The sequence below is a fragment of the Streptomyces sp. Tek67B01 genome, assembly GCF_055231995.1.
Genome location: NZ_JBUYUY010000001.1, coordinates 895,659 through 922,103, shown reverse-complemented (window position 1 = coordinate 922,103; position 26,445 = coordinate 895,659). Strand labels below are relative to the sequence as shown.

At 74.2% G+C, this 26,445-nt stretch carries 21 protein-coding genes and 1 pseudogene; 13 read left to right on the top strand and 9 right to left on the bottom strand.

What is annotated here, in order from left to right; genetic code table 11:
• Positions 1 to 109 precede the first annotated feature (109 nt).
• Both ACV7NM_RS04430 and ACV7NM_RS04425 read right to left on the bottom strand, forming a co-directional pair.
• Positions 110 to 976 (bottom strand): ABC transporter permease, encoded by an 867-nt coding sequence (locus tag ACV7NM_RS04430; protein ID WP_463409009.1) that lies wholly within the window; start codon positions 974 to 976, stop codon positions 110 to 112.
• Positions 973 to 3,699 (bottom strand): alpha/beta fold hydrolase, encoded by a 2,727-nt coding sequence (locus tag ACV7NM_RS04425; protein WP_463409008.1) that lies wholly within the window; start codon positions 3,697 to 3,699, stop codon positions 973 to 975. Before ACV7NM_RS04425 ends, ACV7NM_RS04430 begins: the two co-directional genes overlap by 4 nt.
• A 255-nt stretch (positions 3,700 to 3,954) precedes the next feature.
• Between ACV7NM_RS04425 and ACV7NM_RS04420 the strand changes: the two genes are divergently transcribed.
• The 3 genes from ACV7NM_RS04420 (at position 3,955) to ACV7NM_RS04410 (ending at position 6,360) form a co-directional block, all read left to right on the top strand.
• A complete protein-coding gene (locus ACV7NM_RS04420) occupies positions 3,955 to 5,487 on the top strand; it encodes an ATP-dependent DNA ligase (protein ID WP_463409007.1) in 1,533 nt (510 codons plus the stop codon).
• Positions 5,488 to 5,550: 63 nt separating this feature from the next.
• Entirely contained in the window at positions 5,551 to 6,183 is a 633-nt protein-coding gene (locus tag ACV7NM_RS04415; RefSeq protein ID WP_463409006.1) for a helix-turn-helix domain-containing protein, read from the top strand.
• Between the two features lie 15 nt (positions 6,184 to 6,198).
• Entirely contained in the window at positions 6,199 to 6,360 is a 162-nt protein-coding gene (locus ACV7NM_RS04410) for a DUF6126 family protein (protein ID WP_463409005.1), read from the top strand.
• A gap of 91 nt (positions 6,361 to 6,451) precedes the next feature.
• Here the strand turns inward: ACV7NM_RS04410 and ACV7NM_RS04405 are convergent, their stop codons facing one another.
• From ACV7NM_RS04405 to ACV7NM_RS04395, 3 genes are all read right to left on the bottom strand, one after another.
• Positions 6,452 to 7,060 carry a DUF6629 family protein gene (locus ACV7NM_RS04405; RefSeq protein ID WP_463409004.1) on the bottom strand — a complete coding sequence of 203 codons (609 nt, stop codon included), beginning with the start codon at positions 7,058 to 7,060 and terminating at the stop codon, positions 6,452 to 6,454.
• 15 nt (positions 7,061 to 7,075) lie between these two features.
• On the bottom strand, positions 7,076 to 8,632 hold the full coding sequence (locus ACV7NM_RS04400) for an MFS transporter (protein WP_463409003.1): 1,557 nt from the start codon (positions 8,630 to 8,632) through the stop codon (positions 7,076 to 7,078).
• A 72-nt stretch (positions 8,633 to 8,704) separates the two neighbouring features.
• Positions 8,705 to 9,451 carry an ATP-grasp domain-containing protein gene (locus ACV7NM_RS04395; protein WP_463409002.1) on the bottom strand — a complete coding sequence of 249 codons (747 nt, stop codon included), beginning with the start codon at positions 9,449 to 9,451 and terminating at the stop codon, positions 8,705 to 8,707.
• A 127-nt stretch (positions 9,452 to 9,578) separates the two neighbouring features.
• Here ACV7NM_RS04395 and ACV7NM_RS04390 point away from each other — a divergent pair, with 127 nt between their 5' ends.
• The 4 genes from ACV7NM_RS04390 to ACV7NM_RS04375 all read left to right on the top strand — a co-directional run bounded on the left by ACV7NM_RS04390 (position 9,579) and on the right by ACV7NM_RS04375 (position 13,580).
• On the top strand, positions 9,579 to 10,418 hold the full coding sequence (locus ACV7NM_RS04390) for a serine hydrolase domain-containing protein (protein WP_463409001.1): 840 nt from the start codon (positions 9,579 to 9,581) through the stop codon (positions 10,416 to 10,418).
• Between the two features lie 124 nt (positions 10,419 to 10,542).
• Entirely contained in the window at positions 10,543 to 11,883 is a 1,341-nt protein-coding gene (locus ACV7NM_RS04385; RefSeq protein ID WP_463409000.1) for a cytochrome P450, read from the top strand.
• Positions 11,884 to 12,042: 159 nt separating this feature from the next.
• Positions 12,043 to 13,248, top strand: coding sequence for a hypothetical protein (locus ACV7NM_RS04380; RefSeq protein WP_463408999.1), 1,206 nt, complete (start codon positions 12,043 to 12,045; stop codon positions 13,246 to 13,248).
• 38 nt (positions 13,249 to 13,286) lie between these two features.
• Positions 13,287 to 13,580, top strand: coding sequence for a hypothetical protein (locus ACV7NM_RS04375; RefSeq protein ID WP_463414154.1), 294 nt, complete (start codon positions 13,287 to 13,289; stop codon positions 13,578 to 13,580).
• Between the two features lie 33 nt (positions 13,581 to 13,613).
• Here ACV7NM_RS04375 and ACV7NM_RS04370 read toward each other — a convergent pair.
• A pseudogene (locus tag ACV7NM_RS04370) lies at positions 13,614 to 13,852 on the bottom strand (gluconokinase); the annotation flags it as partial.
• Between the two features lie 383 nt (positions 13,853 to 14,235).
• Between ACV7NM_RS04370 and ACV7NM_RS04365 the strand changes: the two are divergent.
• The 3 genes from ACV7NM_RS04365 to ACV7NM_RS04355 all read left to right on the top strand — a co-directional run bounded on the left by ACV7NM_RS04365 (position 14,236) and on the right by ACV7NM_RS04355 (position 18,002).
• On the top strand, positions 14,236 to 15,648 hold the full coding sequence (locus tag ACV7NM_RS04365; RefSeq protein WP_463408998.1) for a family 2B encapsulin nanocompartment shell protein: 1,413 nt from the start codon (positions 14,236 to 14,238) through the stop codon (positions 15,646 to 15,648).
• Positions 15,649 to 15,760: 112 nt separating this feature from the next.
• A complete protein-coding gene (locus tag ACV7NM_RS04360; RefSeq protein ID WP_463408997.1) occupies positions 15,761 to 17,101 on the top strand; it encodes a family 2 encapsulin nanocompartment cargo protein terpene cyclase in 1,341 nt (446 codons plus the stop codon).
• Between the two features lie 16 nt (positions 17,102 to 17,117).
• Positions 17,118 to 18,002, top strand: a complete 885-nt coding sequence (locus tag ACV7NM_RS04355; RefSeq protein WP_463408996.1) for a geranyl diphosphate 2-C-methyltransferase — start codon at positions 17,118 to 17,120, stop codon at positions 18,000 to 18,002.
• A gap of 57 nt (positions 18,003 to 18,059) precedes the next feature.
• On the opposite strand, the gene ACV7NM_RS04350 is transcribed toward ACV7NM_RS04355, so the two are convergent.
• Entirely contained in the window at positions 18,060 to 18,749 is a 690-nt protein-coding gene (locus ACV7NM_RS04350; RefSeq protein ID WP_463408995.1) for a DUF4386 domain-containing protein, read from the bottom strand.
• Between the two features lie 109 nt (positions 18,750 to 18,858).
• Here ACV7NM_RS04350 and ACV7NM_RS04345 point away from each other — a divergent pair, with 109 nt between their 5' ends.
• On the top strand, positions 18,859 to 19,575 hold the full coding sequence (locus ACV7NM_RS04345; RefSeq protein WP_463408994.1) for a TetR/AcrR family transcriptional regulator: 717 nt from the start codon (positions 18,859 to 18,861) through the stop codon (positions 19,573 to 19,575).
• Between the two features lie 466 nt (positions 19,576 to 20,041).
• Here ACV7NM_RS04345 and ACV7NM_RS04340 read toward each other — a convergent pair whose 3' ends face one another.
• Positions 20,042 to 21,952, bottom strand: coding sequence for an ABC transporter ATP-binding protein (locus ACV7NM_RS04340; RefSeq protein ID WP_463408993.1), 1,911 nt, complete (start codon positions 21,950 to 21,952; stop codon positions 20,042 to 20,044).
• Positions 21,953 to 22,091: 139 nt separating this feature from the next.
• On the opposite strand from ACV7NM_RS04340, the gene ACV7NM_RS04335 reads away from it, so the two are divergent.
• A complete protein-coding gene (locus ACV7NM_RS04335) occupies positions 22,092 to 24,101 on the top strand; it encodes an AMP-binding protein (protein ID WP_463408992.1) in 2,010 nt (669 codons plus the stop codon).
• 16 nt (positions 24,102 to 24,117) lie between these two features.
• On the opposite strand, the gene ACV7NM_RS04330 is transcribed toward ACV7NM_RS04335, so the two are convergent.
• A complete protein-coding gene (locus tag ACV7NM_RS04330) occupies positions 24,118 to 25,902 on the bottom strand; it encodes a GNAT family N-acetyltransferase (protein ID WP_463408991.1) in 1,785 nt (594 codons plus the stop codon).
• 115 nt (positions 25,903 to 26,017) lie between these two features.
• On the opposite strand from ACV7NM_RS04330, the gene ACV7NM_RS04325 reads away from it, so the two are divergent.
• Entirely contained in the window at positions 26,018 to 26,440 is a 423-nt protein-coding gene (locus ACV7NM_RS04325) for a DUF350 domain-containing protein (RefSeq protein ID WP_463408990.1), read from the top strand.
• The last annotated feature ends 5 nt before the right edge of the window (positions 26,441 to 26,445 follow it).

The following is a 26,445-nucleotide window of genomic DNA, read 5'->3' as shown; positions in this document are numbered from 1 at the left end:
GCCCGGCCGCCCCCGCCCGGCGGGGTCGCGCCGCGCGGAAGCCGTCGAAGCCCCGGTGAGCCTCGACGGCTTCCGCGTGCGCCCGGTCGCCCTCGGGCGATCAGCGCCCTCAGGACACGATGTCCTTGCGGGCGAACCCGCGGAACGCGAGGGCGAACAGCACCACCGCGTACGACACCGACACCGCCGCCCCCTTGATCATTGCGTCCCACTCCAGCTGCGGCTGGAGCGCGTCCGCCCACGCGAACTGCCAGTGCGCGGGCAGGAACTCACGCCACGAGCCGAGCGCCGTGACCGCGTCCAGCACGTTCCCGACGATCGTCAGCCCGACGGCTCCGCCCACCGCGCCGAGCGGAGCGTCGGTCCGCGTCGACAGCCAGAACGCCAACCCCGCCGTCACCAACTGCGACACGAAGACGAACGCGACGACCAGCGCCAGCCTCGGCACCGCGTCCCCGGCGGCCAGCGCCCCGCCCGTGGGAAGTCTCAGCGGCCCCCACCCGTACGCGGCCGTGCCCGCCACCAGTGCCACCACCGGCAGCAACACCATCGCAGCCAGGCTGAACCCCAGCGCGACCACGAGCTTGCTCCACAGCAGCCGCGCCCTCGGCACCGGCGAGGCCAGCAGGTAGCGCAGCGAGGACCAACTCGCCTCCGACGCCACCGTGTCCCCGCAGAACAGGGCCACCGGCACCACCAGCAGGAATCCCGCCGATACGAACAGGCAGGTCGCGGCGAAGTTCGCGCCCGAGGCGGTGGCGGTGTCGATGAGCGTGACCCGTCCGTCGGCGCCGCCCCGGCCGCCGCTTCGGCCTCCTCCCACCGCGAACGCGATGATCATGACGAAGGGCAGCGCGGCCAGCACCCCGCCCATCACCAGCGTCCGCCGCCTGCGCCACTGCCGCAGGGCCTCCACGCGCAGCGGGAGCGTCCGCCCGGGCCGATAGCCCGGGGCCGTGTCCACGGCAGTCGTCACGCCGCACCTCCGATCAGGGTCAAGAACGCGTCCTCCAGCCGCCGGTGCGGCCCCACGGCACACACCGGCACCTCCAGTCGGACGAGTTCGGCGATCAGCCCGGCGGCGCTCGCACCGTCGAGCCGTACGAGCAGCCCCGCGTCGGCGCCCACCACGGAACCCACTCCCTCCAGCGCCGCCACCTTCTCGACCACGGTCTCGTCCACCGGCCCGGCCAGGGTCACCAGCAGGGTGTCCCCGCCGCCCGTGATCTCCTCGACCTCGCCCGCCCGCACGAGCCGCCCGCGGTCCATGACGACCAGGTGCGTGCACGACTGCTCGACCTCCGACAGCAGGTGGCTGGAGACGATGACGGTCCGCCCGCCGGCCGCGTACCGGATCATCACGTCCCGCATCTCCCGGATCTGGGGCGGGTCCAGACCGTTCGTCGGCTCGTCCAGGATCAGCAGGTCCGGCATCCCCAGCATGGCCTGGGCGATCGCCAGCCGCTGCCGCATGCCCTGCGAGTACGTACGTACCGCGCGCTCCAGGGCGTCGCCGAGTCCGGCGATCTCCAGGGCCTCCGTCATCCGCGCGTCCTCGGCCGGCCGGCCGGTGGCCCGCCAGTACAGCTCCAGGTTGGCGCGGCCCGTCAGGTGCGGCAGGAAGCCCGCGCCCTCGACGAAGGCCCCCACCCGGGACAGGACCGGCGACCCGGCCCGCACCGGGTGCCCGAACACCCGGATCTCCCCGGCGTCCGGGCTGATCAGCCCCATCAGCATCCGCAAGGTGGTGGTCTTCCCGGCGCCGTTGGGTCCGAGCAGCCCGAGCACCTGCCCCTGCTCCACGCGAAACGACAGGTCCCGCACCGCGTACCGGTCGCGAGCCTTCGCGTAGCGCTTCGTCAGCCCGGTGATCTCCAGTGGTACGTCGGCCAGTGCGGGGTCCGGCCGCGGTGCGCCCGGCCGCGGTGCGCCCGGCCGGGTGCCGCCGCGGCCCCCGCCGGTCCTGCGGATCAGCAACAGCCCCGCGGCCAGCGCCACCGCCGCGAGCGGCAACCCCCAGGTCCAGGCGGGCAACCCGCTGGAGGAGGCCCGGACGCCGTCGGCGACGGGCACCGCCAGCGGTCCCTCCACCGCCACGGTGTACGTGGCCGGCTCGGCGGGGGACGCGTAGCCCAGATCCGTGGCGGCGACCACGAGCCGCAGCCGGTGACCCGCCTCGACGGCGTGGTCGACGGCGGGAAGGCGCAGCTCCACGCTCCGGCCCTGCCCCGCGTCGGTCACCCGCACCGGAGCCACCAACTGGCTCGGCAGCACCGCCTGCCGGCCGTCGGCCGCGACGTCGTACACCTTGCCGAACAGCACGGCCGAACCGTCCGCGGCCGTCGACCGCACCCTCAGCCTGACGGTCGGGGTGCCGGTGATCCGGGTGCCCTCGCCGAGCGGCTCCGACTCGAACCGGGCGTTCTGCCCGGCGAAGTCCAGCGACAGGCCGCCTCCGAAGGCGGCGAGCTGTCCACCGATGCCGGGCAGGGAGGACAGCGACGGCGGGCTCCCGCCGGCCGGGTTCGCGAAGCTCTGCTCCCGGCCGGCGAGGGCGAACCCGCGCGCGCCGGAGGTCAGGCCGGGATAGCGGTCGCCGCTCGCGCCCCGCAGCCGCACGGCGCCGTCCGTGGAGTCCAGGCCGCCCGAGCGCGAGACCCGGAACGCGGGACCGGTGGACGCGCCCTCGTCGCCTTTGAGGTACCGGTCGAACCAGGCCGTCACCCGGTTCTCCACACGGTCCGCCTCGCGCATGCCTCCGTCGTGGCCGCCGGCGGCCCAGTCCACCGCCACCGGCGCCCCGTTGGCGGCGATGGCCCTGGCCATGGCGTCGGCCTGGTCCAGCGGGAAGAGGGAGTCGTCCTGGCCCTGCACGATCAGCGCCGGCACCTTGATCCGGTCGCCCACGGCGGACGGGCTGCGGCGCTCCAGCAGCGCGCGGGCCTCGGCGTCGGGCTTCCCGGACACCGCGATCCGCTCGTACATCGCGCACAGATCCGGCTGGAACCGCCCGCAGCCGGTGGGAGGGGCGGCGGCCGGGCCGGCGGGCGGCGCGTTCGGCGTCACGCCCTGCGCCGAGCCGGTGGTGAAGAAGACACCGGCCCACAGCTTCTTGAACACGCCGTTCGGGAAGAGGGAATCGGCGAGGTTCCAGTACGTGATCTGCGGGGCGATGGCGTCGACGCGGTGGTCGTACCCGGCGGCCAGGAGCGCCGCCGCGCCGCCGTACGAGGCGCCGGCGACCCCGACGCGCGGGTCGCCGGGCGCGTCGAGCCGCACCTCCGGCCGCCGGGCGAGCCAGTCGATGAGCCGGGAGACGTCCTTCACCTCGTAGTCGGGGTCGTTCAGGCCGATGCGGCCCCCCGAACGGCCGAAACCACGGGCCGACCAGGTCAGGACGGCGTACCCGTCGCGGGCCAGCCGCTCCGCCTGTGCGCGGACGTCGTCCTTGCTGCCGCCGAAGCCGTGACCGAGCAGGACGGCGGGACGCTTGCCCGTTCCCTCCTCGCCCCCGCCGGCGGTGAAGTACGAGATGTCGATCCCGGCGTCGGGCATCCGCACCACGTTGTCCAGGCGGTGCACCGTCGGCCCGTCGGCGGAGGCCACGGCCGTCACCGTGCCGGTTCCCGCCAGGACGGCCAGCGCGGCGGCGCCGGCGAGGAGGCGGTCCCGGCGGCGCCGGGGGAGTCGGAGCTTCATACGGGAACCCTACGGGTCCGCCCGCGCGCGCCCGAGCGTCCTCAGGCGGAGCCCGGGACCTCCTCGAGGACTACACCGGCGGCCCCGGGTACCGCACTCGCGGTATCCGCCAGCCCTGCGGTGCCCCCGCCCGCGGTCTCCGCCCGCCCGCCGCCCCGGCGCTGCCCCGGCGCCTGCCCCCGTTTTGGCACTCCGCGCGCCGCCGTCCCGAGTCCCGACCTGCGCCGGACGTCGGGCGGCGGCACTATGGTCCGCATGCTGCTGGCCGACGTCGCTCGCGTGTCCCGGGAGGTCGCCGAGACCTCCGCCCGCTCCCGCAAGACCGCCCTCCTCGCGGAGTTGTTCGCCGCAGCGCGGCCCGAGGAGGCCGCGCTGGTCATCGCGTACCTCGCCGGTCGGCTCCCACAGGGCCGCCCCGGCATCGGCTGGAGCGCCCTCGGCCGGGAGACCGCGCCCGCCGACCGGCCCACCCTCACCGTCGACGCCGTCGACCAAGCCGTGACCCGCCTCGCCGCCGTCTCCGGCACGGGATCGCAGGCCGAGCGGCGCCGCCTCCTGGACGGCCTGCTCGGGGCCGCCACCGAGCCCGAACAACGCTTCCTGCGCAGCCTGCTGTCCGGAGAGGTACGCCAGGGCGCCCTGGACGCCGTCGCGCTGGAAGGCGTGGCCTCCGCCGCCGGGGTGCCCGCCGCCGCCCTGCGCCGGGCCGTGATGCTGGACGGCTCACTGCCCCGCGTCGGCGCCGCCGTCCTGGCCGAGGGCGCCGACGCGCTGCGGGCGATCACCCTGCGCGTCGGGCAGCCGGTCCAGCCGATGCTCGCGGGCACCGGCCCCTCGGTGGGCGAAGCGGTCGCCGCGCTCGGGCCCTGCGCCGTGGAGGAGAAACTGGACGGCATCCGCGTCCAGGTCCACCGCGACGGCGACGACGTACGGATCTACACCCGCTCCCTCGACGAGATCACCAGCCGGCTGCCCGAAGTCGCCGCGTTGGCCCGGGAGCTGCCAGGAGACCGCTTCATCCTCGACGGCGAGGTCATCGGCGAGGGCGCCGACGGCCGCCCGGTCCCCTTCCAGGAGATCGCGAGCCGGGTCGGCTCCCGGCTCGACGTGGCCGCCGCCCGCCAGACCCTCCCCGTCAGCGCCTACTTCTTCGACGTCCTCGCCGCCGGCGACGACGTCCTGCTCGACCTGCCCGTCCGCGAACGGTACGCGGTGCTCGCGGAGCTGGTGCCCGAGAGCTCCCGGGTGCGCCGACTGGTGGTCGAGGAACCGGCCGCCCAGGCGGCCGACGCCGAGGCGTTCGCGGCCGAAGCGCTGCGCCGGGGCCACGAGGGCGTGATGGTCAAGGCCCTCGACTCGTCCTACGCCGCCGGCCGGCGCGGCAAACAGTGGCTCAAGGTGAAACCGGTGCACACCCTCGACCTGGTCGTGCTCGCCGCCGAATGGGGCCACGGGCGGCGCACCGGCACGCTGTCCAACCTGCACCTCGGGGCGCGGGCCGCCGACGGCGGCTTCGCCATGCTCGGCAAGACCTTCAAGGGGCTGACCGACGAGATGCTGCGCTGGCAGACCGAGCGGCTTCGGGAACTCGCGGTACGGGAAGACGGTTACACGGTGTGGGTGCGGCCGGAGCTGGTGGTGGAGATCGCCTACGACGGCCTCCAGCGCTCCTCGCGCTATCCGGCCGGTGTCGCGCTGCGCTTCGCGCGGGTGTTGCGGCACCGCCCGGACAAGAACGCGCAGGAGGCCGACACGGTGGAGACGGTGCTCCGCGACCGGACGGACTGAGGTGCTTTTGCCTCAGAGGCAAGGAGAATTGTCACAGGGGTAAAGGTCTGGCTCAATCGAGGCATGACAACCGGTCCCGCCCCCGGCGCCGACGACGCGGCCGCGGGGGAAGAGCTGCCCGCCGTGGCCCCGCAGCTGCGCGAGCTGCGCCGCCGCGCCGGACTCACCCTGGAAGCCGCCGCCGCCCGGGCCCGGCTCTCACCGGCCCACCTGTCCCGGCTGGAGACCGGCCGGCGCCAACCCTCCCTGCCGCTTCTGCTCGGCCTCGCCCGCACCTACGGCACGACCGTCTCCGAGTTGCTCGGCGAGACCCCGGCCGTGGCCGATCCCATCGTACGGGCGGGTGGGCCGGGGGCCCGAGAGGCGGACGGTTGGACGTACTGGCAGGCCGGCGGCTCGGGCCGCGGAATGCAGGCGCTGCGCGTCCACGTCCCGCCCGGCCGGGACCAGGGCGAGCTGGTCCGCGTCCATCCCGGCGAGGAGTGGCTGTACGTGCTCACCGGCACGCTCCGGCTGCACCTGGGGGAGAGCGAGTACCTGTTGGAGCCGGGCGACAGCGCACACTTCGACTCGCTGACCCCGCACCGGATCGGTGCGGCCACCGCCGCCGGGGCCGACCTCCTGTTCGTCCACACCCTGTTGCAGAGCAGTCTCGCCGGGCTGTGCCTCGGCGGGGCGCCCACCGACCGCCGCTGACCGAGGAGCCGCACCGTGTCCCACACCCCGCCCGACCAGTCCCTGAGCGTGCTCAAGCGGATCGAGTCGAAGTTCCCGCGCGGACTGGTCATCCGGCTGGTGGCCTACCTCTTCGTGGGCCACCTCTTCGCCGGCTTCGTCTACCTGCTCTTCGTCCTGGGCGCCCACAACCAGTGACGCCCCGGCGCCGGCGACCGGTGACGCGCCGGCGACCGGTGACGGCTCGGCGCCGGCGGCCGGTGACGGCTCGGCGCCGGCGGCCGATGGCTCAGCGCCGGCGGCGCACCCAGTCGAGCACCAGCACCGAGGCGACCGCCGCGAACGCGCACCGGGTGGAGGCGAACTCCAGCCGCCACAGCCCCGCGCAGACCAGCGCGCCGACGCCCAGAACCGCCCCCAACCGCCGCAACCTGCGGTCATCGGTGAGCAACAGGGCCCCCAGCGTGGCGAACAGATACCCGGCGACGACCGGCGCCGGGTACGGCACGTCGACGCCGTAGCCGACGGTGTGACCCCTGATCCGCGCCGAAACCGTCCCGGCGGCCAGGCAGTACGCCAGGACCCCCGCCGTGGCGAGACCGACGGTCGCCGGCCCCCACAGCCGCCGTGGAGCCCCCGGCCCGGCCGCGAGCAGCACCGCCGGCGACACCCACACCGGGAGCGCCGGCAGCGCGATCACCGCCCACGCGGTGGCCGCCGCGCCCCCACCCCCGCCGGAAGCCCAGACCGCCGCCTCCACCGGCTGGTGCGCGCCGAGCAGCAGCGGCAGCGCGGCGAGGGGCAGGTCACGGGTCCGCCGGACGCGGAGCACGCACACGGCTCCGACGGCGGTGATGACGGTGCCCGCCGTCAGGTCGGCCGTGGCGCTCCAGCACATCGCGGCGGGTAGACCTCACCGCTCCGCCGCGCGCGGCGGTTCGAGCGGGGGCGAGGTCACCCCGCAGCAGGTACGGCACAGCGGGTGGCAGGACGCCGGCGCGGGCTTGCGTACGGTCGCCCACGCCAGGACCGACCCCACCACGAGGATGCCCGCGCACCAGAGCATGGCCCGTCCGAAGGCCGCGTCGAAAGCCGGCGCGGAGAGGTAGGAGTCGGGACCCATCCCCGCCAGCAGCGGCAACGCGGCCACCGCGAGCAACCCGGCGGCCCGCGCGGCGGCGTTGTTGATGCCGCTGGCCAGACCCGCCCGGCCGGGATCCACCGAGGCCAGTACCGTCGCCGTCAGCGGGGCCACCAAGGTCACCATCCCCATCCCCATCACGACGAGCGCCGGCAGCACGTCCGTCGGGTACGAGGCGCCCGGCCCGACCCGCAGCATCAGCAGCATCCCGCCCGCGCACAGCAGCGGCCCGACCGTCAGGGGGATGCGCGGCCCGATCCGCTCCCCGAGCGCGCCCATGCGCGCTGACAGCAGCAGCATCAGCGCGGTGGTCGGCAGCAACGCGGCCCCGGAGGCCAGGGCCGAATACCCGACGACCACCTGGAGCTGGAGCACCACCAGGAAGAAGAAGCCGCCGAAGGCCGCGTACACGCACAGGGTGACGAGATTGACGGCGGTGAACTGCCGGGAGGCGAAGATCGACGGCGGCACCATCGGGTACTGTCGCCGCCGCTCGACGCAGACGAACAGGGCACCCAGCAGCAGCCCGCCGACCGCCGTCGCCACGGCCTGCGCCGTGCCGTTCCGTGCCTCGATCAGCGCGTAGGTGAGCAGGCCCAGTGAGGCCGCCCCGATCACGGCGCCCGCCACGTCGAACCGCCCGTGCGCCTGCGGATCACGCGATTCCGGTACGTGTCTCAGCGCCACCGGCACGCACAGCGCGGCCACCGGCACGTTCAGCAGGAACACCCACCGCCAGCCGGGCCCGTCGACCAGCCACCCGCCGAGGAACGGCCCCACGGCGGCGCCCACCCCGCCCAGCCCGGACCACAGGCCGATCGCCCGGGCCCGGTCTTCGGACCTGATCGAACCCTGGATCAGGGCCAGCGAACCGGGCGTCAGCAGCGCCCCGCCGATGCCCTGGAGGGCGCGGGCGGCGATCAGCACGCCCTCGTTCGGCGCGATGCCGCACAGCAGGGAGCCGACGGCGAACCAGACCACGCCCAGTACGAAGATCCGTCGCCGCCCGAAGCGGTCCCCGAGCGCCCCGCCGACCAGGATCAGGGCGGCAAGGGTCAGCAGATAGGCGTTGACGGTCCATTGGAGCACCGCGAGATCGGCGCCGAGGTCCCGGCCGATCCGCGGGAGCGCGACGTTCACCACCGTCGAGTCCAGCAACGCCATGCTCGACCCGAGGACCGTGGTGAGCAGGATCCAACGCCCCCGGGCCGAAGCGATCGGCACGTCCGGGACGCCGGACCCGACCGCCGGCGGAACCGGCCGTGCCGGTGACTGTTCCCCCGGCACGCCGGGAGACTGTTCGGGCGGCGGCTCAGCGGGTGCGGTCATGCCCCCAGGCTGACGCGGGCGCCCCGGAAAGGCCACCCGGCCCGGCGACCGAAGCACACCCGGCCCGGCGACCTAGGCGACGGCCGCACCTCCCCGCAGGAACTCCCGGTCCCGGTCGGCCACGGACTCGACCGGTGCGGAGGCCCGCAGGACCACGTCCAGGGCACGCTGCGGGTCGCAGGCGTACATCCCGGCGGCCCACGCGGCGTTCGCCTCGATCACCGACCATCGGCCGTCCGCGAGACCGACGTCGACCACGATCGCGGACGGGAGCGTCGCCCGGGGGAGCCCCGCCGTAAAGGCCAGGGCCTCGGCCGACGCCGGACCGAGGCTCAGACGGCCGTCCCGCGCGTAGCGGCTCGCCGTGTGTACGGCGCCGTCCAGCAGGTACATCCGATGTTCGGAGGTGAACCGGACGACGTCGCTGACCAACACCCGCGTCTGCGGATCTACGGCGTCCGGCCCCGGCAGCCGGGAGCCGTCGGTGTACACCAGCGCCGGTATCCCCTTGTCGTTCGGCGACTTCACGAAGGCGGGCCCACGCAGCCCGTACGCCTCGCGCAAGGACATCAGCCGGATCTCCCGGCCGGTGAACCGGGCGGGCAGCCGGGCCAGCCAATCCTCGGGAGCCTCCAACAAGCCGATGCCCAGGCGGGGCGCCACCGCGTCCGCGAACCCCGGGCCCGCGTGCACGTGCGCCGCGCGCAGACCCGCGGGCGGCAGGAAGGAGTCCAGCTGTACGGTCTCCAGCCCGCGCGCGTGGGCAGCGTCGCGCAGTCGGACGGCCGAAGCGGTGAGACGGGGAGGAAAAACGATCATCCGGGCACCCTGCCAGACCCGGCACCGACCCGCACACGGATTGTCTTACCGGCATCCGGGTGGAGAGGCACGACCGCGCCGGGCGGCGCGCCCGGCGGTGGACCGGCGGCCCTTAGCGTGGCGGACCATGACGCTGCGGAGCGAGCAGGTGGACCCAGCCGGGTGGGGCGACGAGCCACAGGCCTGGGAGCGGGTGCTGGCCCGGGCCGCCGGTCCCGGCGCCGTGTGGGCCGTGGGAAACGCCGACGGCGTCCAAGCCGCCGGCGGTGACCAGGACGCGGGCCTCGACGTCAGCGGCCTCGCCGCCGTGCTGGCTGTCTGGCCCGTCGTCGGCGACCTGGTCGCCCGGGGCGAGCTGGCGCTGCACAGGCCCCTCAGCGCCTACGGACCCCTCGGCGCCCACGAGCCCCTCGGCGTACACGGGGCACCCGGCGCCCACGGGCCCCTCGTCCCCCGCGACCTGCCCACCGCCCCCGGGAGTGAGGCACCGGACGGCAGTACCGCCCACCACCTCCTCACCCGCCCCGGCGGTGTGCCCCTCCTGGCCCGGCTCGCGGAGCACCTCTGCGGCGGACCGCTCGCCGAGTACGCCCCCGCCCGGATCTGGCGGCCTCTCGGCATGACCCGTACCCGCCTCATGGGCGCCGGCCTGCACACCACCGGCGCCGACCTCGCCCGGTTCCTGCGGCACCTGCTCTCCACCGCCGACCACCCCATCCCCCGCGCCTGGACCGCCGAGTCGCTGCGCATCCGCACCGGCGAACTCATCCCGGCGCGCGGCCTGCTGTGGCGCCCCGCCCCCTCCGGCGTCTGGTCGCACGGTGACGGTCCGGCCGTATGGGTCTCGCCCCGCCGGCCGCGTTGGGCGGTACTCGTCCCCGCCGCCCCGGGCGGACCGCCGCCCACCGCCTTCCGTGAGACGGCCTTCGCCACCCCGCGGCCCCCGGCGGCCGGTCCACTCACGTAGCGCACCCGGGGCGCGCACCCACCACCTCCGACGTACGGTGATCCCGATGTCACCGACCGTTGACCCATGGCTGCGGCCCCCCGACCCCCGGGAGCCCGCCCGACCAGGCAAGGTGGTCCCGGCAATGACCCAGTCGACCACGACGGCCGGCCGTTCGGCGGCGGCCGGGGCCGGAGCCGGGCAGCCCGCCAGGGCGGGACGGGCCGAGACGGTCCGCTTCGCCGCCACCCACGCGCTGCCGGAGCTCCTGCGCGGGTTCGTGGGCGGCCGCCCCCACACGACGCGGCCTTGGCCCGCACTCGTCCGACCCGACTGGTCCGCCGCCACCCTGCGGGCCATGCGCGCCAGGCACGGCGGAGCGCCCGTCCTCGTCCGCGGCCTGTCCGGAACCCTGCTGGTCATCCTCGACCCGCAGGACCTGCACCAGTTCTACGCGCAATCCGGCGCCGCCCCCGCCCCGGACCCGCCGCGCACCTGTGCGGCGCCGAGCGGTGGGACGCCGTCCGGTCCGGTCCCCGAGGACCGGCGCGGGATCGACGACCTCGTCCTCGCGTCCGGCACCGCCGTCCACCCCTCCTACGGGCCGTTCCTCACCGTCATCGCCGAAGAGACCCGGCGGCTCACCGCCGGCGGCACCCTCCGGCTCGCCGGCGCCCGGCGCGCCGTCGCCCGGGCCGGCCGCCGGATGGTGCTCGGTGACGCGGCCGCGGGAGACGAGGAACTGAGCGGCTGGCTCCGCCGGTTGCGCGGCGAAGGGACCTGGATCGGCCTGCGGGGCGCGGGCCGCCCCCGCGCCGTCCGCGAACTCTCCGACAAGACCGCCGCCCGCATCGCGGGGTACGCCGGCCACGCCGAGCCGTACACCCTGGTCGGGCGGGCCCGCCGGCACGCCGACCCCACCGGCCAGGCCCGCCACTGGCTCCAGGCCATGGACACCGTCCCCGCGACCCTGCTTCGCACGCTGCTGCTCCTCGCCGCCCACCCCGCGGAGCAGGACGTGGCCGCCGCCGAGGCCCGGGCCGCCGACGCCGCCTCGGGCGAGCTTCCCCGACTGCGGTGCTGCGTCCGGGAATCGCTTCGGCTCTACCCGGTCGTGGCCGACCTGATCCGCGTCACGCGCGCCGAGACCGAGTGGCGCGGCGTGCGCCACCCCGCCGGAACCGCCGTCCTGCTGCCCGTCCTGTTCCATCAGCGCGACCCCGAACACATGCCGGCCGCCCACGTCTTCGTACCCGGCCGGTGGTCCTCCCACGGGGCCCGCCAGGACGTCCGGATGGCCCCGTTCAGCCACGGCGCCGGACGCTGCCCCGGCGACCAACTGGGCCTGCTCGTCGTGGCCGCCTTCTGCGCGGCGGTGCTGCGCGGACACCGGGTACGGGACGGACGGCCCGCGCTGGAACCGATGGGACCGCTGCCCGCGACACTCGACCCGCGGGGAATCCGGCTGCGGCTCGCCCCCCGATGAGCCCGCCGTCGACCCCCGAGGACGAGCCGCCGTCGAACCAGCGGCCCATCCCGCCGTCGAACCTCTTCGAGTCGCCCCGCCGGTGAACGCCCCCACGCGACGCCGTCCTCGAACCCCCACGCAGGAGCCCGCCGCCGCGTCCGAACCACCGAGGTGCCCATGTCCGACGCCCCGAGCCACGCGTCCCCCACCGAGGACGCCGAACTGCTGCGCGCCCTGTGCCGGGAGCTGGCCGAGGCCGCCGACGCCGTGGACGAGGCCGCCCGGTACGCCTCCGCCCTCGCGCTCGGCACCAGCCTGCCGGCCACCGCCCTCCGCCGGGGCGGTGGCCCCCGCCGCGCATGGCGGACCCTGCTCCATACCCTCACCGACCCGGCGGGGCTGGGCTGGGGCGCGCGCGGCCGAGGCGCGGCCCGGGCGGGGTGGCTCGCCGGAATCCTGACCCGCCGTGAGAGCCTCGCCGTCAGCCTCGCGGTCTGTGGCCTCAAGAGCAGAATCCGGGCCGCGCGCGCGACCCACCCCGAGCTGATGGCGGACCCGGACGCCGCCGCCGTGTTCCGGGCGGCCGAGGACGACCGGCAGGGCGAGGCCGCCCGGCTGTTCCGCGCGATCCTGCGCGACCGGGGGGCCGAGCGCGCCTTCGGCCTGCTCACCCCGTCCTTCGCCGACGTCCTGGCCTGGGACGCGCTGACCGACGACAACCCCTTCAACGACCACGCGGGCTGGCGGATCGCCACCGGCCGGGGCAGGCCCACCCCACCACTGCTCGCTCTCGGCGCGGCCTTCCGGGCCTTCGTCGGTCGCGGCCCGCGCCCCGCCGCCGGCGCCGCCCCGGACGACGTCCCACGCGACGCGCCCGACGGACTCGACGGACTCGACGGATTCGATGGGTTCGAGGTGCCGGACACCTCCGGCACCGCGGTCGGATACACCCGCAACCTCGCCCTGATCGGAGCCGCGACCGGCGCCCTCCTCGTCCAGCGGGTGATCGGTCCGGACGGAGTCCCGCGCCACGTCGTCCAGCTCGCCGGCCCGTCCCACCCGCGCACCGGGAGCGACCACCACCGGCGTGAAGTGGCCCGGGTGGTCCGGTCGACGGTGCCCTCGGGCACCGATCTCGCCCTGCTGGGCCGGGGCTGGGGCGCCCGAACAGTCGTGGAACTCGCCGCGGACCGGGACTTCACCACCCTCTACACGGTCACCCACGTCGTCACCGTCGGCTCGCCGTCCTCCGCGGTCCGGCCCGCCGACCCCCGCACCGCCGTCTTCGCCCTGCCCCCCGACCGGGCGCCGGGCGAGGCTTCGCTCGCCGACTACCGAGGCCGGGTCACCGGCAGCCACCTCCACCGCCTCGCCACCCCGTGAGGGCGACCGTCCGTCCCCATCCACCCCGGAGACCCCACGTGAACCACCTGCCCACCACCCCGAGGGGCCCGCGCCCGCACCCGCCCGGCCCCGTCGAAGGGCTCCGCGCCCACTCCGCCGCGCTGCGCTCACACGCCGAGCGCCTGCGCTCCGTCGCCGCGGACCTCGAACGCCGCGGCCCGCACACCGACCCCCTCAGGGCCGAGGTCACCGCCCTCGCCGACCGCTGCGCCGTCGCGGCCGGCGGCCTCACCCTCGCCGCCGCCCAACTCGACGTCCGGCGCCGGCCCCGGCGCACCTCCCAGCCGGCCCTCTCCCGAGAGGAGCGCTAGCGGTCGGCGGTCAGATCGTTCGGGAGCGGTTCCAGCGCACTCGAGGGCGGACGCTGAGACGCCAACGCAGCCCGTGCCCACCGCCCCGTCGCCGATCCACGCGCCGACGGCATCCAGCCACGGCCACCCGTCGGCGACGTCCAGCGGGGTGCTCCCGGACATCTCGGCGAGGTCGGCCGCCGGATGGAACGCGTCGCCCCGCGGGTGGGGACGCCGAGCGCGTCCGCGAGCAACCGGCCCACCGACGTCTTCGCCGAGCCGGCCACCCACATCACCACGATGACGTGCCCGGTTGTGGGCCTCGCCCCACGCCGTCTGCCTCCCGCTCTCCACGGCCGCCGGTATTTCCCGCCGAAGCCGGCCGTCGCCCACGACGTGTTCAAGCCTGGCCCACGGCGCGGCCGTGCTTCCGCCGGCGCACCGGACGCACTCTCGGTCACGGGCCGAATACCGTCGAAAGCCCGGGCAAACACCCCGCCACGCAAGATCACCGCTTTGAGGTAAACCCACGGCTTCTCAGGGCCGGTCGGGCGTACCGACCGTTACGGTTCCCAAGGATCTGGACGGGTTGCCGAACGTTCGCCCTCTTATTTCCTCTTTCAACGGTGACGCGCGGGTCCGCCGATCACCGCCCTTGCGAAGGAGAGCTCGACCGATGACCGTTGACACCAGCCCGGAATCCCAGTTGGAGCCCCCTCGGCAGTCCAGTCTGGGCACGGCGGCCGCCCGCAACCTCGCCACCACCACCAAGTCCGCCCCGCAGATGCAGGAGATCACCTCCCGGTGGCTGCTGCGGATGCTCCCCTGGGTGGAGACCAAGGGCGGCGCCTACCGGGTGAACCGCAGGCTCAGTTACACCGTCGGGGACGGTCGCATCGAGTTCGTCCAGGACGGTGCCCGTGTCCAGGTCATCCCGCGCGAACTCGGCGAACTGGCCCTGCTGCGCGGATTCGACGACGTGGAGGTGCTGACGACGATCGCCGGCCGGTGCGTCCAGCGCGATTTCCGTGCCGGCGAGGTACTGGTCGAGCGCGGCAACCCCGCCGAGCAGATCCACCTGATCGCCCACGGCCGGATCAAGCAGACCTCCATCGGCAAGTACGGCGACGAGGTGCGTGTCGCCGTACTCGCGGACGGAGACCGGTTCGGGGAGAACGCCCTGCTGGACGGTGACGCCAGGTGGGACTACACGGCCACCGCCGAGACCGGCGGCACCCTGCTCACCCTGTCCCGCGAAGACTTCGCCACCGTGCTGGCCGGGGCACCACACCTCCAGGACCACGTACGTGAGTTCAACTCGCTGCCCCGTCAGCGGCAGAACCGGCACGGCGAGGCCGAGATCGCGCTGTCGGCCGGCCACACCGGCGAGGCGGAGCTGCCCGGTACCTTCGTCGACTACGAGCTCAAGCCCCGGGAGTACGAACTCTCCATCGCGCAGACGGTGCTGCGGGTCCACACCAGGGTGGCCGACCTCTACAACGAACCGATGAACCAGACCGAGGAGCAACTCAGGCTCACCATCGAGGCGCTGCGTGAGCGCCAGGAGCACGAGCTGGTCAACAACCGGGAGTTCGGTCTGCTCCACAACGCCGCTTTCAAGCAGCGCATCCAGACGCACTCGGGCCCACCCACGCCGGACGACCTCGACGAGCTGCTCTGCCGTCGCCGGGGCACCAAACTCTTCCTCGCCCACCCCCGGACGATCGCGGCGATCGGGCGCGAGTTCAACGCACGCGGGCTCTATCCGGACCACGTCGACGTGGGCGGACAGCAGGTCCCGGCCTGGCGCGGGGTCCCCATCCTGCCCTGCAACAAGATCCCCATCACCAAGGAGAACACCAGCTCGATCCTCGCCATGCGCACCGGCGAGGACAACCAGGGCGTAGTCGGTCTGCGCCAGACCGGTCTGGCGGAGGAGTACGAACCGGGTCTGTCGGTGCGCTTCATGGGCATCGACGAGCGGTCGATCATCTCGTACCTGGTCACCACCTACTACTCGGCGGCGATCCTCGTTCCCGACGCGCTCGGTGTGCTGGAGAACGTACAGATCGCCCGCAAGAGCGAGTAGCGGATTCGCGCGACGGCGCCGACCGTCACGACAGCCCCCGGACCGTCCAGGGCGGACCGAGCATGCCCGGGATCGGCCCGGGAAAGCCCACCCCCACACCAAGGAGCCATGGATGCCCGATCCCGGGCCTTCCCCTGTGCGATCGAGCCTGCCCGCAGCCGCCGCCCGCTTCGGGGTCGATCTCCTCACCAACGTCCTCGCCAACGCCCCGGAGAGCGCGGCGGCCGCCAAGCCCGCGTTGCCGTCCGGGCCCCCGTTGTCCTTCCTCCACGCCGCCGTCCTCCCGACCGCCGTCCCGACCGTCGTCCCCTCAAGGGGGGCCGCACCCGTGGACGTGCCGGTGGAGGCGTCCGTGCCGAACGGCCCCGTCGTGGAACGGATGTTGCGCGGACCCAACGGTCTGGGCACGGCCGGCCTGTACCCGGGCCGGCGCGCGGAGCCGCAGGCTGTCGCGGAATCCGAGCCGAGGGTGGCGGGCCACCCGATCCCCGGCCTCTACTACCACCCGGTGCCGGAGCCCGACCCGGCGCGGGTGGAAGAGGTCAGCCGAAGGATCAAGGACTGGGCCCTGGACGAGGTGGAGCTCTACCCCGAGGACTGGGAGGACCAGTTCGACGGCTTCTCCGTCGGGCGCTACATGGTCGCCTGCCATCCGGACGCCCCGACCGTCGACCACCTGATGATCGCCACACGGCTGATGGTCGCGGAGAACGCGGTCGACGACTGCTACTGCGAGGACCACGGAGGATCGCCCATCGGTCTCGGCGGACGCCTGCTGCTGGCGCACACCGCCCTCGACCCCCTCCACACGACGAAGGACTACCAGCCGCCGTGGGCGCAGTCGCTGCACGCGGACGCCCCGCGACGCGCCTACCGCTCCGCCATGGAGTACTTCGTCCGGCAGTCCACGCCCTCCCAGGCCGACCGGTTCCGGCACGACATGGCCCGACTCCACCTCGGCTACCTCGCCGAAGCCGCCTGGGCCCAGACCGACCACGTCCCCGAGGTGTGGGAATACCTGGCGATGCGGCAGTTCAACAACTTCCGCCCCTGCCCGACCATCACGGACACCGTCGGTGGCTACGAGCTGCCGGCAGACCTGCACGCGCAGCCCGCCATGCAGCGGGTCATCGCGCTCGCGGGCAACGCCACCACGATCGTCAACGACCTGTACTCGTACACCAAGGAACTCGCCGGCCCCGGCAAGCACCTCAACCTGCCCGTGGTGATCGCCGAACGCGAGGGCCTCTCCGACCGCGAGGGCTATCTGAGGGCGGTCGAGGTGCACAACGACCTGATGCGCGACTTCGAATCCGAAGCCGCCGCCGTCGCCGCCGCCTTCCCCGCCCCGAGCGTGCTGCGCTTCCTGCGGGGAGTGGCCGTCTGGGTCGACGGCAACCACTACTGGCACCAGACCAACACCTATCGATACAGCCTGCCCGACTTCTGGTAAGGAATGGGACTCCTCTGTGACCAGCACCGATCTCTCCACGGCCTCCAGCACCTCCGTGTTCATCCCCGGTCCGGCGACGCCCTACCAAGGGGACATCGCCCGGTACTGGGACGTCGAGGCCAGGCCCGTGAACCTGCGTCTCGGTGACGTCGACGGCCTTTACCACCACCACTACGGAATCGGCGACGTCGACCACGAGGCCCTCGGCGACCCTCAGGACCGCGCGTACGAGAAGAGGCTGATCGCCGAGCTCCACCGTCTCGAATCGGCGCAGGCCGAGCTGCTCCTCGACCACCTCGGCCCGATCGGGCGCGACGACACGCTCGTGGACGCCGGATGCGGCCGCGGCGGCTCGATGGTCATGGCCCACCAGCGGTTCGGGTGCAAGGTCGAGGGCGTCACCCTGTCCGCGAAGCAGGCCGACTTCGCCAACCAGCGCGCCCAGGAACTCGGCATCGACGACCACGTCCGCGCCCGGGTCTGCAACATGCTGGGAACGCCCTTCGAGACGGGGCAGGCCGCGGCCTCCTGGAACAACGAGTCGAGCATGTACGTCGACCTGCACGACCTGTTCGCCGAGCACTCCCGCGTCCTCGCGGTCGGCGGTCGCTACGTGACCATCACCGGCTGCTGGAACCCGCGGTACGGGCAGCCCTCGAAGTGGGTGTCCCAGATCAACGCGCACTTCGAGTGCAACATCCACTCCCGCCGGGAATACCTGCGGGCCATGGCCGACAACCGGCTCGTACCGCAGGCGGTCATCGACCTGACCCCGCAAACCCTGCCCTACTGGGAGCTGCGGGCCACGTCTTCCCTGGTCACCGGCATTGAGGAGGCGTTCATCAACTCGTACAAGGACGGCTCTTTCCAGTACGTCCTGATCGCTGCCGACCGCGTCTGACCGATTGCCGATTGCCGATCGGCGATCGGCGAACGTCGGGCGACGGGGGTGGGCACGTCAGCCGACGGGCCCGCCCCCCGGCGCCGGATCGAAGCCCTTGGTGATGAGTCGGACGGCCAGGGTCACTTCCCAAGCGAACACCGGCAGCGCCGCGAGCGAGCCCGCCGCCGACACCTGAGGGTAGAGGCCGAACAGCACGGCGACCGCCGAAGCGCAGATCATGGTCCCGCCGACCAGCCCCAACACGGCGATGAAACGCGGCACGAGCCGGGAGCCGTACATCAGGGACGCCAACACCGGCGTGTTCGCCCCCAGGACGAAGTTGGGGCCGAAGAGGAACGTCCAATCGTGGACCGCGATCAGGGTGTCTCCGGCCATGGCGAGCGAGGCGGGCTCGGCGCCGGTGCCCGCCGAGTCCCTCCGCAGCGTCACGACCGACAGCACGCTGATGATGCCGAGCACGATGACTGCCGCCTCCAGCAGGCGCCCGCAGACATAACCCAGGGCGGCTCCCTCGCCGTGCCTCTTCACGATCGGGTACAGGACGACGCCCGTACCCGTCACCGCGAGGGCGAGTACGAACTCGGACAGCGCGCCGAGGAACACCCGGGTGTCCGCGCCGGAGCCTGTGACGTACGCCGCGCCGTGGAGTACGGGGCCGTAGAGCGTGAGCCCGCCGATCGCCGCGACCTCGGTGACGAGGAACAAGACGCCCGCGACGACGGCCGTTCTCCTGGTTGAGCTCATGTGGACCTCCTTGGAGGTGTACGGCGTACACCTGGCGTGCAGAGTAGGTGTACGGCGTACACTCGTCAAGCCGGGTCTCCGGCGCCGACTGCGAGGGGAGCCCACCGGGATGGCCGAACCGACCGGGGCCGCACGCCGGTCCCCCCTGAACCGCGACCGGGTGCTGCGCACGGCCGTCGCGCTGGCCGACGCCACCGGGATCGAAGGTCTGAGCATGCGCAAGCTCGCCCAGGAACTGGGCGTCGTGCCGATGGCGCTCTACAAACACGTCGCCAACAAGGAAGAGTTGCTGGACGGCATGCTGGACGTCGTCGTCGGGGGCATCGACCGGCAGCCGCAGGGGGCCGACTGGAAGGACACGGTCCGCAGCCGGATTCTCGGAGCGCGCGACACGCTCCGCGTGCACGCCTGGGCGTCGCAGGTACTCCGGTCCCGGTCCCGACCGACGCCCGCCGTGCTGGCCCATCTGGATTCGGTGATCGGCGCGTTCCGCGCCGGCGGACTCTCCCTCGACCTCACCCACCACGTGATGCACGCCCTGGGAAGCCGGGTACTGGGCTTCACCCAGGAGCTGTTCGACCCCCCGCCGGCGGAACCCGACCCGTCGGTCGACCCGTCGACCGAGGCGCTCGCCGCGGCCGCGCAGCGGTATCCCCATGTCGCCGAGCTGGCCGGGGCGGTGGCACACGACCGGGGGTCGGTGGTGGGGCAGGGCTGTGACGACCAGTTCGAGTTCGAGTTCGCGCTGGACCTGCTCCTGGACGGTTTCGAAAAGCTCCACCGGCAGGGATGGAAGTCCTCCGGCGCCGGCGGCACGCGGCGTTAGGTCGGCGCCGTGACGGAAGCGGGCCGGGGAAGGATGTCACCGGTTGGACCGGCGGAAGGCGGCGGTGGGCGCGGTCCGCACGAGGCGTTGAGCAGGTGTGGGACGGGACTCGCGGGCGTCGTCCCGGCGGGTGTCACCGGGCCGGGACGAGCCGCGGCCCAGCGGTCGGGCCGGCGGATCGGTGAGCGCGGCGTCGTCCCGCTCGGGTGGCGGTGGCCGAGGCCCGCTGGGCGATCCCTCCGGCATCGGTCGCTCAGGGCGAGCTCTGCTCGGCGGCGCCGCGGGAACTGTCCGCGGCAGCGTGGCGCGGACTGCCGTCGGTGATCCGGGGCGCCGGCTGCGTGCGGGTGCGGGTGCGGGTGCGCTTGTCGGGGCGGCGGCGCGCGGGGCACCCGACGCGAGTCCGGCCGGCGGGCCGGCGGGGTGGGGTCCGGGTGGCCCGGACCCCACCCCGCCGGCCTCGGCGTCAGCCGCCCGAGACCGGCACCGCGCCGTCCGGGGCGGCTCCGCCCGTCTCGGCCGGGGCGAACTGGGTCCGGTACAGCTCCTCGTAGCGGCCGGCCGCCGCCAGCAGTTCGGCGTGCGTCCCCCGTTCCACGATCCGGCCGTCCTCCACCACCAGGATCAGATCGGCCGCCTGGACGGTCGACAACCGGTGTGCGATCACCACGGCGGTCCGGCCCGCGAGGGCCTCCGCGAGGGCCTCCTGAACGGCCGCCTCCGAGGTGGAGTCGAGGTGCGCGGTGGCCTCGTCGAGGATCACCACCCGCTGGCGGGCCAGCAGCAGCCGCGCGATGGTCAGCCGCTGGCGCTCGCCGCCCGACAACCGGTAGCCGCGTTCGCCGACGACGGTGTCCAGACCGTCCGGCAGCGAGGCGACGAGCCCGTCCAGGCGCGAGCGGCGCAGGGCCTCCCAGAGGTCCTCCTCGCTCGCCTCGGGCCGGGCCAGCAGCAGGTTGGCCCGTACCGACTCGTGGAACAGGTGGCCGTCCTGGGTGACCATGCCGAGGGTCTCGCGGACCGAGTCGGCCGTGAGGTCCCGTACGTCGATCCCGCCGAGCCGGACCGCGCCCTCGTCGGCGTCGTACAGGCGGGGGAGGAGTTGCGCGATGGTCGACTTGCCCGCGCCGGAGGAACCGACCAGCGCGATCATCTGGCCGGGCTCGGCGCGGAAGGACACGTCGTGGAGCACCTGCGTGCCGCCCCGCGCGTCGAGGGTGGCGACCTCCTCCAGCGAGGCGAGCGAGACCTTGTCGGGGGAGGGGTAGCCGAAGGAGACCCGGTCGAACTCCACGGTCACCGGCCCGTCCGGCACCCGTCGGGCGTCGGGCTTCTCGGCGATCAGCGGTTCGAGGTCGAGGATCTCGAAGACCCGCTCGAAGCTCACCATGGCGCTCATCACCTCCACCCGGGCTCCGGCCAGGGCGGTGAGCGGCGAGTAGAGCCGGGTGAGCAGCAGGGCGAGGGCAACGACGGAGCCCGCCTCCAGGCGCCCGTGGACCGCGTAATACCCGCCGAGGCCGTAGACCAGCGCGAGGGCGAGGGCCGAGACCAGGGTGAGGGCGGTGATGAAGGCCGACTGGGCCATGGCCGTGCGGATGCCGATGTCCCGCACCCGGGCCGCCCGCGCCGCGAACTCGGCGGACTCCTCCGAGGGGCGTCCGAAGAGCTTGACCAGGGTGGCGCCCGGCGCGGAGAACCGCTCCGTCATCTGGGTGCCCATCGAGGCGTTGAGCGCCGCGGCCTCCCGCTGCATCGCGGCCATCCGCGCGCCCATCCGCCGCGCCGGCAGTACGAACACCGGCAGCAGGACCAGCGCCAGCAGCGTGATCTGCCAGGAGATGCTCAGCATCACGGCGAGGGTCAGCAGCAGGGTGACGATGTTGGAGACCACCCCGGACAGGGTGTTGCTGAAGGCGCGTTGCGCGCCTATCACGTCGTTGTTGAGTCGACTGACGAGGGCGCCGGTACGGGTGCGGGTGAAGAAGGCGACCGGCATCCGCTGCACGTGGTCGAAGACCGCGGTCCGCAGGTCCAGGATCAGCCCCTCGCCGAGGGTGGCGGACAGTTTGCGGGTCAGCAGGCCGAGGCCGGCTTCGGCCACCGCGATCACCGCGATGAGCAGGGCGAGGCGGGTGATGGTGGCGCTGCTGCCGCCGGCGACGATCGTGTCCACGACCCGGCTCGCGAGCAGGGGGGTCGCCACGGCGAGCAGCGCGGTCACCACACTGAGGAACAGGAAGGCGGTCAGGCCCCGCCGGTGTGGGCGGGCGAAGGCGGCGACCCGGCGCAGGCTCGCCCGGGAGAGGGGGCGGCGGTCCTGCTGCGCGTTCATGGCGCTGTGCAGCGATGTCCAAGCGGTGACTTCCATATCCATGCACCGAAGGTTAAGACCTCAACCATGCTTGAGGTCAACGGTCGCAGGTGGACCGTGCCTCCCACATTCCTCAACTCCGCTTCACCGCATGTCTGTTCACGCTCTCTGCGTTGTCCTTCCAAGGTGGCATCATCGGTCCATGACGCAGGGATCAGAGACCACCCGTCCAGGACGGCAGACCCTCGGCAGTGTCCTCCGGCGTTTCGAACAGTGGGCGCAGGACGCCCCCGACGCGGGCGCGCTCATCACCGGACCGGACCGTCTCACCTACGGGCAGCTCGATGCCCGCGCCAACCAGCTGGCCCACCACCTCATCGCCGCCGGGCTGCCCGACCAGGGCCTGGTGGTCGTGGGCGCCGCGCGACAGCCGGAGCTCGTCGTCGCCCTCCTGGCCGTCCTCAAAGCCGGCGCGACCTACGCCCTGATCGACGTCGCCGACGCGCACACCGGACAACGGCAGCTCACCGCGATCCGGCCCGACGCAGTCCTCACCGACGGCACGCACCACCCCCGCCTCGACGACGGCCGGGGCCTGCGGTTCCTCCGCCTGGACGCCGAGGCGGCCGCCATCGCGGAGCGGTCCACCGAGCGGCCCACCCCCGCGACGCGTGAGCGGCGCACCGCCGCGCTCGTGTTCACCGGTGCGACCACACCGCGGCCCGTGCCCATCAGCCACCCCCTGCTGCTCGCCGCCTGCGACAGTTGGGCCGAGGTCGCGGCACCGGGCCCCGGCGACCGACACCTGATCACCGTCGGGCCCGATGTGACCGCCTTCGCCGTCGGCTGGCCCCGAGCCCTGTGCACGGGCGGCGCCCTGGTCCTGGCCGAGCGCGGCCCCTGGTCGACGCAGAGCGTCCGCTCGGCGGTCGAGGCCCACGCCGTCACCGTCCTGCACACCGACCCGGCCGGGGCCGTCCGACTGCTGCTCGGTGACCGCCCGCAGACCCCCGGGACCCCGGCCCGCGCGGGTGCGCCCGCCCGGTCGCTGCGCATGGTCACTGTCACCGGGGACCGTCTCTACCTCGACGAACACGCCGCCCTGCACGCCCGACTGCGGCCCGGCGCGCGCGTGCTCGCCCTCTACGGGACCACCGAGAGCGCCGGAATCGGCACCTGGTTCGAGCCCTCCCGACTGCTCGAGCCGCCCGCCGCCCCCGAACGCCTCGCGCTGCTCGGGGCCCCCTTCCCCGGCTGCCGCGTCGACCTGCGGGCGGGGCAGATCCTGCTCGGCCCGCCCGACGGCGGGGACGCGATGCCCACCGGCGACATCGGCCTGCTCGGCCCTGACGGCCTGCTGGAATTCCGTGGCCGCCTCCGGGACCGGATCACCGTCGACCGCGGCCACATCGACCCCCACCACCTGGAGTCCCTGATCCGGGGACACGACGGCGTGGGATCCGCGCTCGTCGCCGACGCCCGGGACGACGATCCCGGCAAAGGCCCTCGGGCCGGCGCCCGCGGCCTCGTCGCCTACCTCGCCCCACCACCCGGGACCCCCGGCGACGGGCTGCCCGGCATCGCCGCGCTGCGGGCCCGCCTCGCCGAGGAGGTGCCCGAGGAGCACCTCCCGCAGACCGTCGTCCCGCTGCGCGCCCTGCCCCGGGACCGGGCGGGCCGCGAGGACCGCACCGCCCTTCCCCGGCCGGCCCGGCCGAACGACCCCGCGCGGGCCGCCCGCGGCGCGGGCAAATACGCGGGCGCCGGCGGCGCGACACTCTCGCCCGGTTGCGCCTCCGGCTGCGTGGTGTTCGCCCTGACGCTCGTCGGTCTCGCGCTCACCGACGTGTTCTGGCCCGGTTCGACCGACCTCACCGGGGTGCCGGCCCCCTGGTCGGCCCTCTTCTTCGTCCTCTACGTCTTCGAGGCGCTGGCCTTCGCGCTGGGCGTCGTCTTCCTGTTCGGTGGCGGCGCCCGGATGCGGCGTCACGGCCGGGGCCGCGCCCTGACCCGGGCCGCCCACCTGGCCGTCGTCTACCTGCTCGTCGCCTGGTGGCCCCAGGACAACCTCTACCGGCTCGCCGCCAAACACGACTGGCCGCGCCAGGCCGCCCTCGTCTACACCTTCAACGTCCCTCTGATGATCGCCGGCGCGGTCGTGGCCTGCTACCTCACCCGGAAACCGGCCTCAGCCGGCGAATCGGACGGCTGAGGCGCCCGCCTGCCCGTCACCACCCGCCGTCCGCTCCCGCGGGACCGTCCGTGAATGGCCGCCCCACCGCCAGGGCCTCGGCCCGTACCAGTGCCTCCGCCGCGTCCAGCACGTCCCTGCTGTGCGCGGCCACCAGAACGCCCAACCAGGGCGCCGGCTCGAACGCCGCGGTCGGGATCGCCGGGACGAACACCGCCCCGAGCCGCGCGCAGGCCCTCGCCAGCTCCCCGCACAGCTCGTCGAGCTGTGCGTCCGGCAGCCTTGCCCCCAGGTCCACCCGGTCCGCGATCCGTACGAGGTGTCCCGCGCCCCGCAGCGCGTCGAGCCGGGCCGCCACCATGAAGGCGATGGCCGGCCCGGTCAGGCGCAGGTTGGTCTCGGTAGGCGCCAGGCGGCCCGCCCCGTCCGTGACGAAGTCCACGTCGAACCAGCCCCGGTAGCCGGCCGCCGCCAACTCCCGGCCCACCGCCGCGCCGAAGGCAAGCAGCGGCCCCTTCGTCCCGGCGGGCACCACCCCCGGCCCGATCGTCGCCCCCCGGTAGCCGCCGTCGGCCACGTCCATCACCGCCGCCCCCACCTCGTGGACGCGGCCCGCGCCGTCCACGAACCCGTCGTAGGTGAGGTCCCGCAGGTCACCGCCGGGTTCACCCGCCGCCGGGCCGGGCACGTACTCCTCCACGAGCAGTGGGCCGCGCGGCAGCCGCCGGAGCAGCGCCCGCGCCCCGCCGGCCGAACGCAGCCGCTCCGGCGTGATGACGGTGACCCCCGAACCGCCCACGCCGTACTCCGATTTGAGCACCGAGCCCGCTCCGACGGCGGCCCGTCGCGCCAGCATCCGCGCCGCCGCCCGCCGGGTCTCGGCCCGCCACTGCGCGGGCAGCCTGATCCCGGGGTGCCCACCGCCCGCCAGGACGCGGCCGAACAGGGCGTGCGAGGCCGACTTCGACTCGTGGCACAGCTCGTCCGGTCGCCAGGGCCGGCCCGCCAGTCGCCCGAAGGGCTCCGTCAGCCCCCACGGCACGAGGGGCAGCCCGGCCCCCGTCAGCCGCTCGACCAACGCCGGCCGGGCCCGTACGGCCCGTGACAGGCCCGGCCCCGACTCCACCAGAGCGTCGTACACCTCCACCTCGCCCCAGCCCAACTGCCGCCCCACCAGGGCCGCCCACCCCGCCGGTACCCGAACCGGCAGCACCAGGGCCGCCGGTTCGGGACTGTAGAAAGCGGCCAGCGCGGCGTAGTGGTGCGCGGCGAGCTGCTCCCGGTCCAGGGAGGCGTCGGCGAACTGCGCGTTGAACTCGGCGACGTTGCCGACGTGCACCGCGCGGGCCCCGCCCGTCCATGCCCGCGCCCACCCGGGCAGGGCGACGGGCGCCACCTCGAACCGCACCAGCCCCTCCGGCCCTCCCGAGGCGGCGACCGCGCCCATCGCCCGGTAGAACCCGGCCGCGTGCGGATCGGCGTCGATCAGCAACCGGCCCATGCCCAAAGAGGCCGCCCGGCGCAGCACGTCCCGGTACAACAACCGCCCCACGCCCCGACCGATGACCGCCGGCTCCACGAACAGCAGCCCGAGCCGCGCCCGTACCCCCTCACCCTCCAGGGAGGCCAGTCCCACCACGGCGCCGCGCCCGTCCTGCGCGACCACCACCCGCCGGGCCGTGACATCGTCCGGGCGGAGCCTCAACTCGGTTGCGCAGGAGGCCAGGAACCGCGCGTCGTAGCCCCAGTGGCCCTTGGAGCGAAGGACGAGCGCGGTCAGTGCCCGCGCCTCCTCGGGCCGTGCGGCCCTGAGCCGTTCCACGTACTGACCTCCCCATGGTCCACCGCCCGGACGTGCGGTAGATTCGCCCGGCCCGCGGCGGGGTGCAACCCCTTCCTACCCACGCCTTCCCTCCCACGCGCAGACAGGTTTCCCCATGAGCGACATCCTCGACGGACTCGGCCGGACCAGTGCCTTCGGAGCCCTCGGCCTGGTGCTGCTGGTCCTGGGCATCGTCTTGGTGGACGTACTGACGCCGGGGAAGCTCCGGCGGCAGATCTGGGAGGAGCGCAACCGCAACGCGGCGCTGCTGCTCAGTTCCGCGCTGCTCGGCGTCGGAGGCATCGTGTTCACCTCGATCTGGACGACGTACGAGGACTTCGGCAAGGGCCTGTTGTCCACCGCGGCGTTCGGCGTGCTCGGCCTGGTGCTGATGGCGGTGGCCTTCCTGGTGCTTGACCTGGTGACCCCCGGCAAGCTCGGCGCCATCGTGGTCGACCCGGAGCCGCACCCCGCGGTTTGGGTGACGGCCTCCTGCAACCTCGCCGTGGCCGCCATCGTCGCCGCCTCCATCGCCTGAGCGGC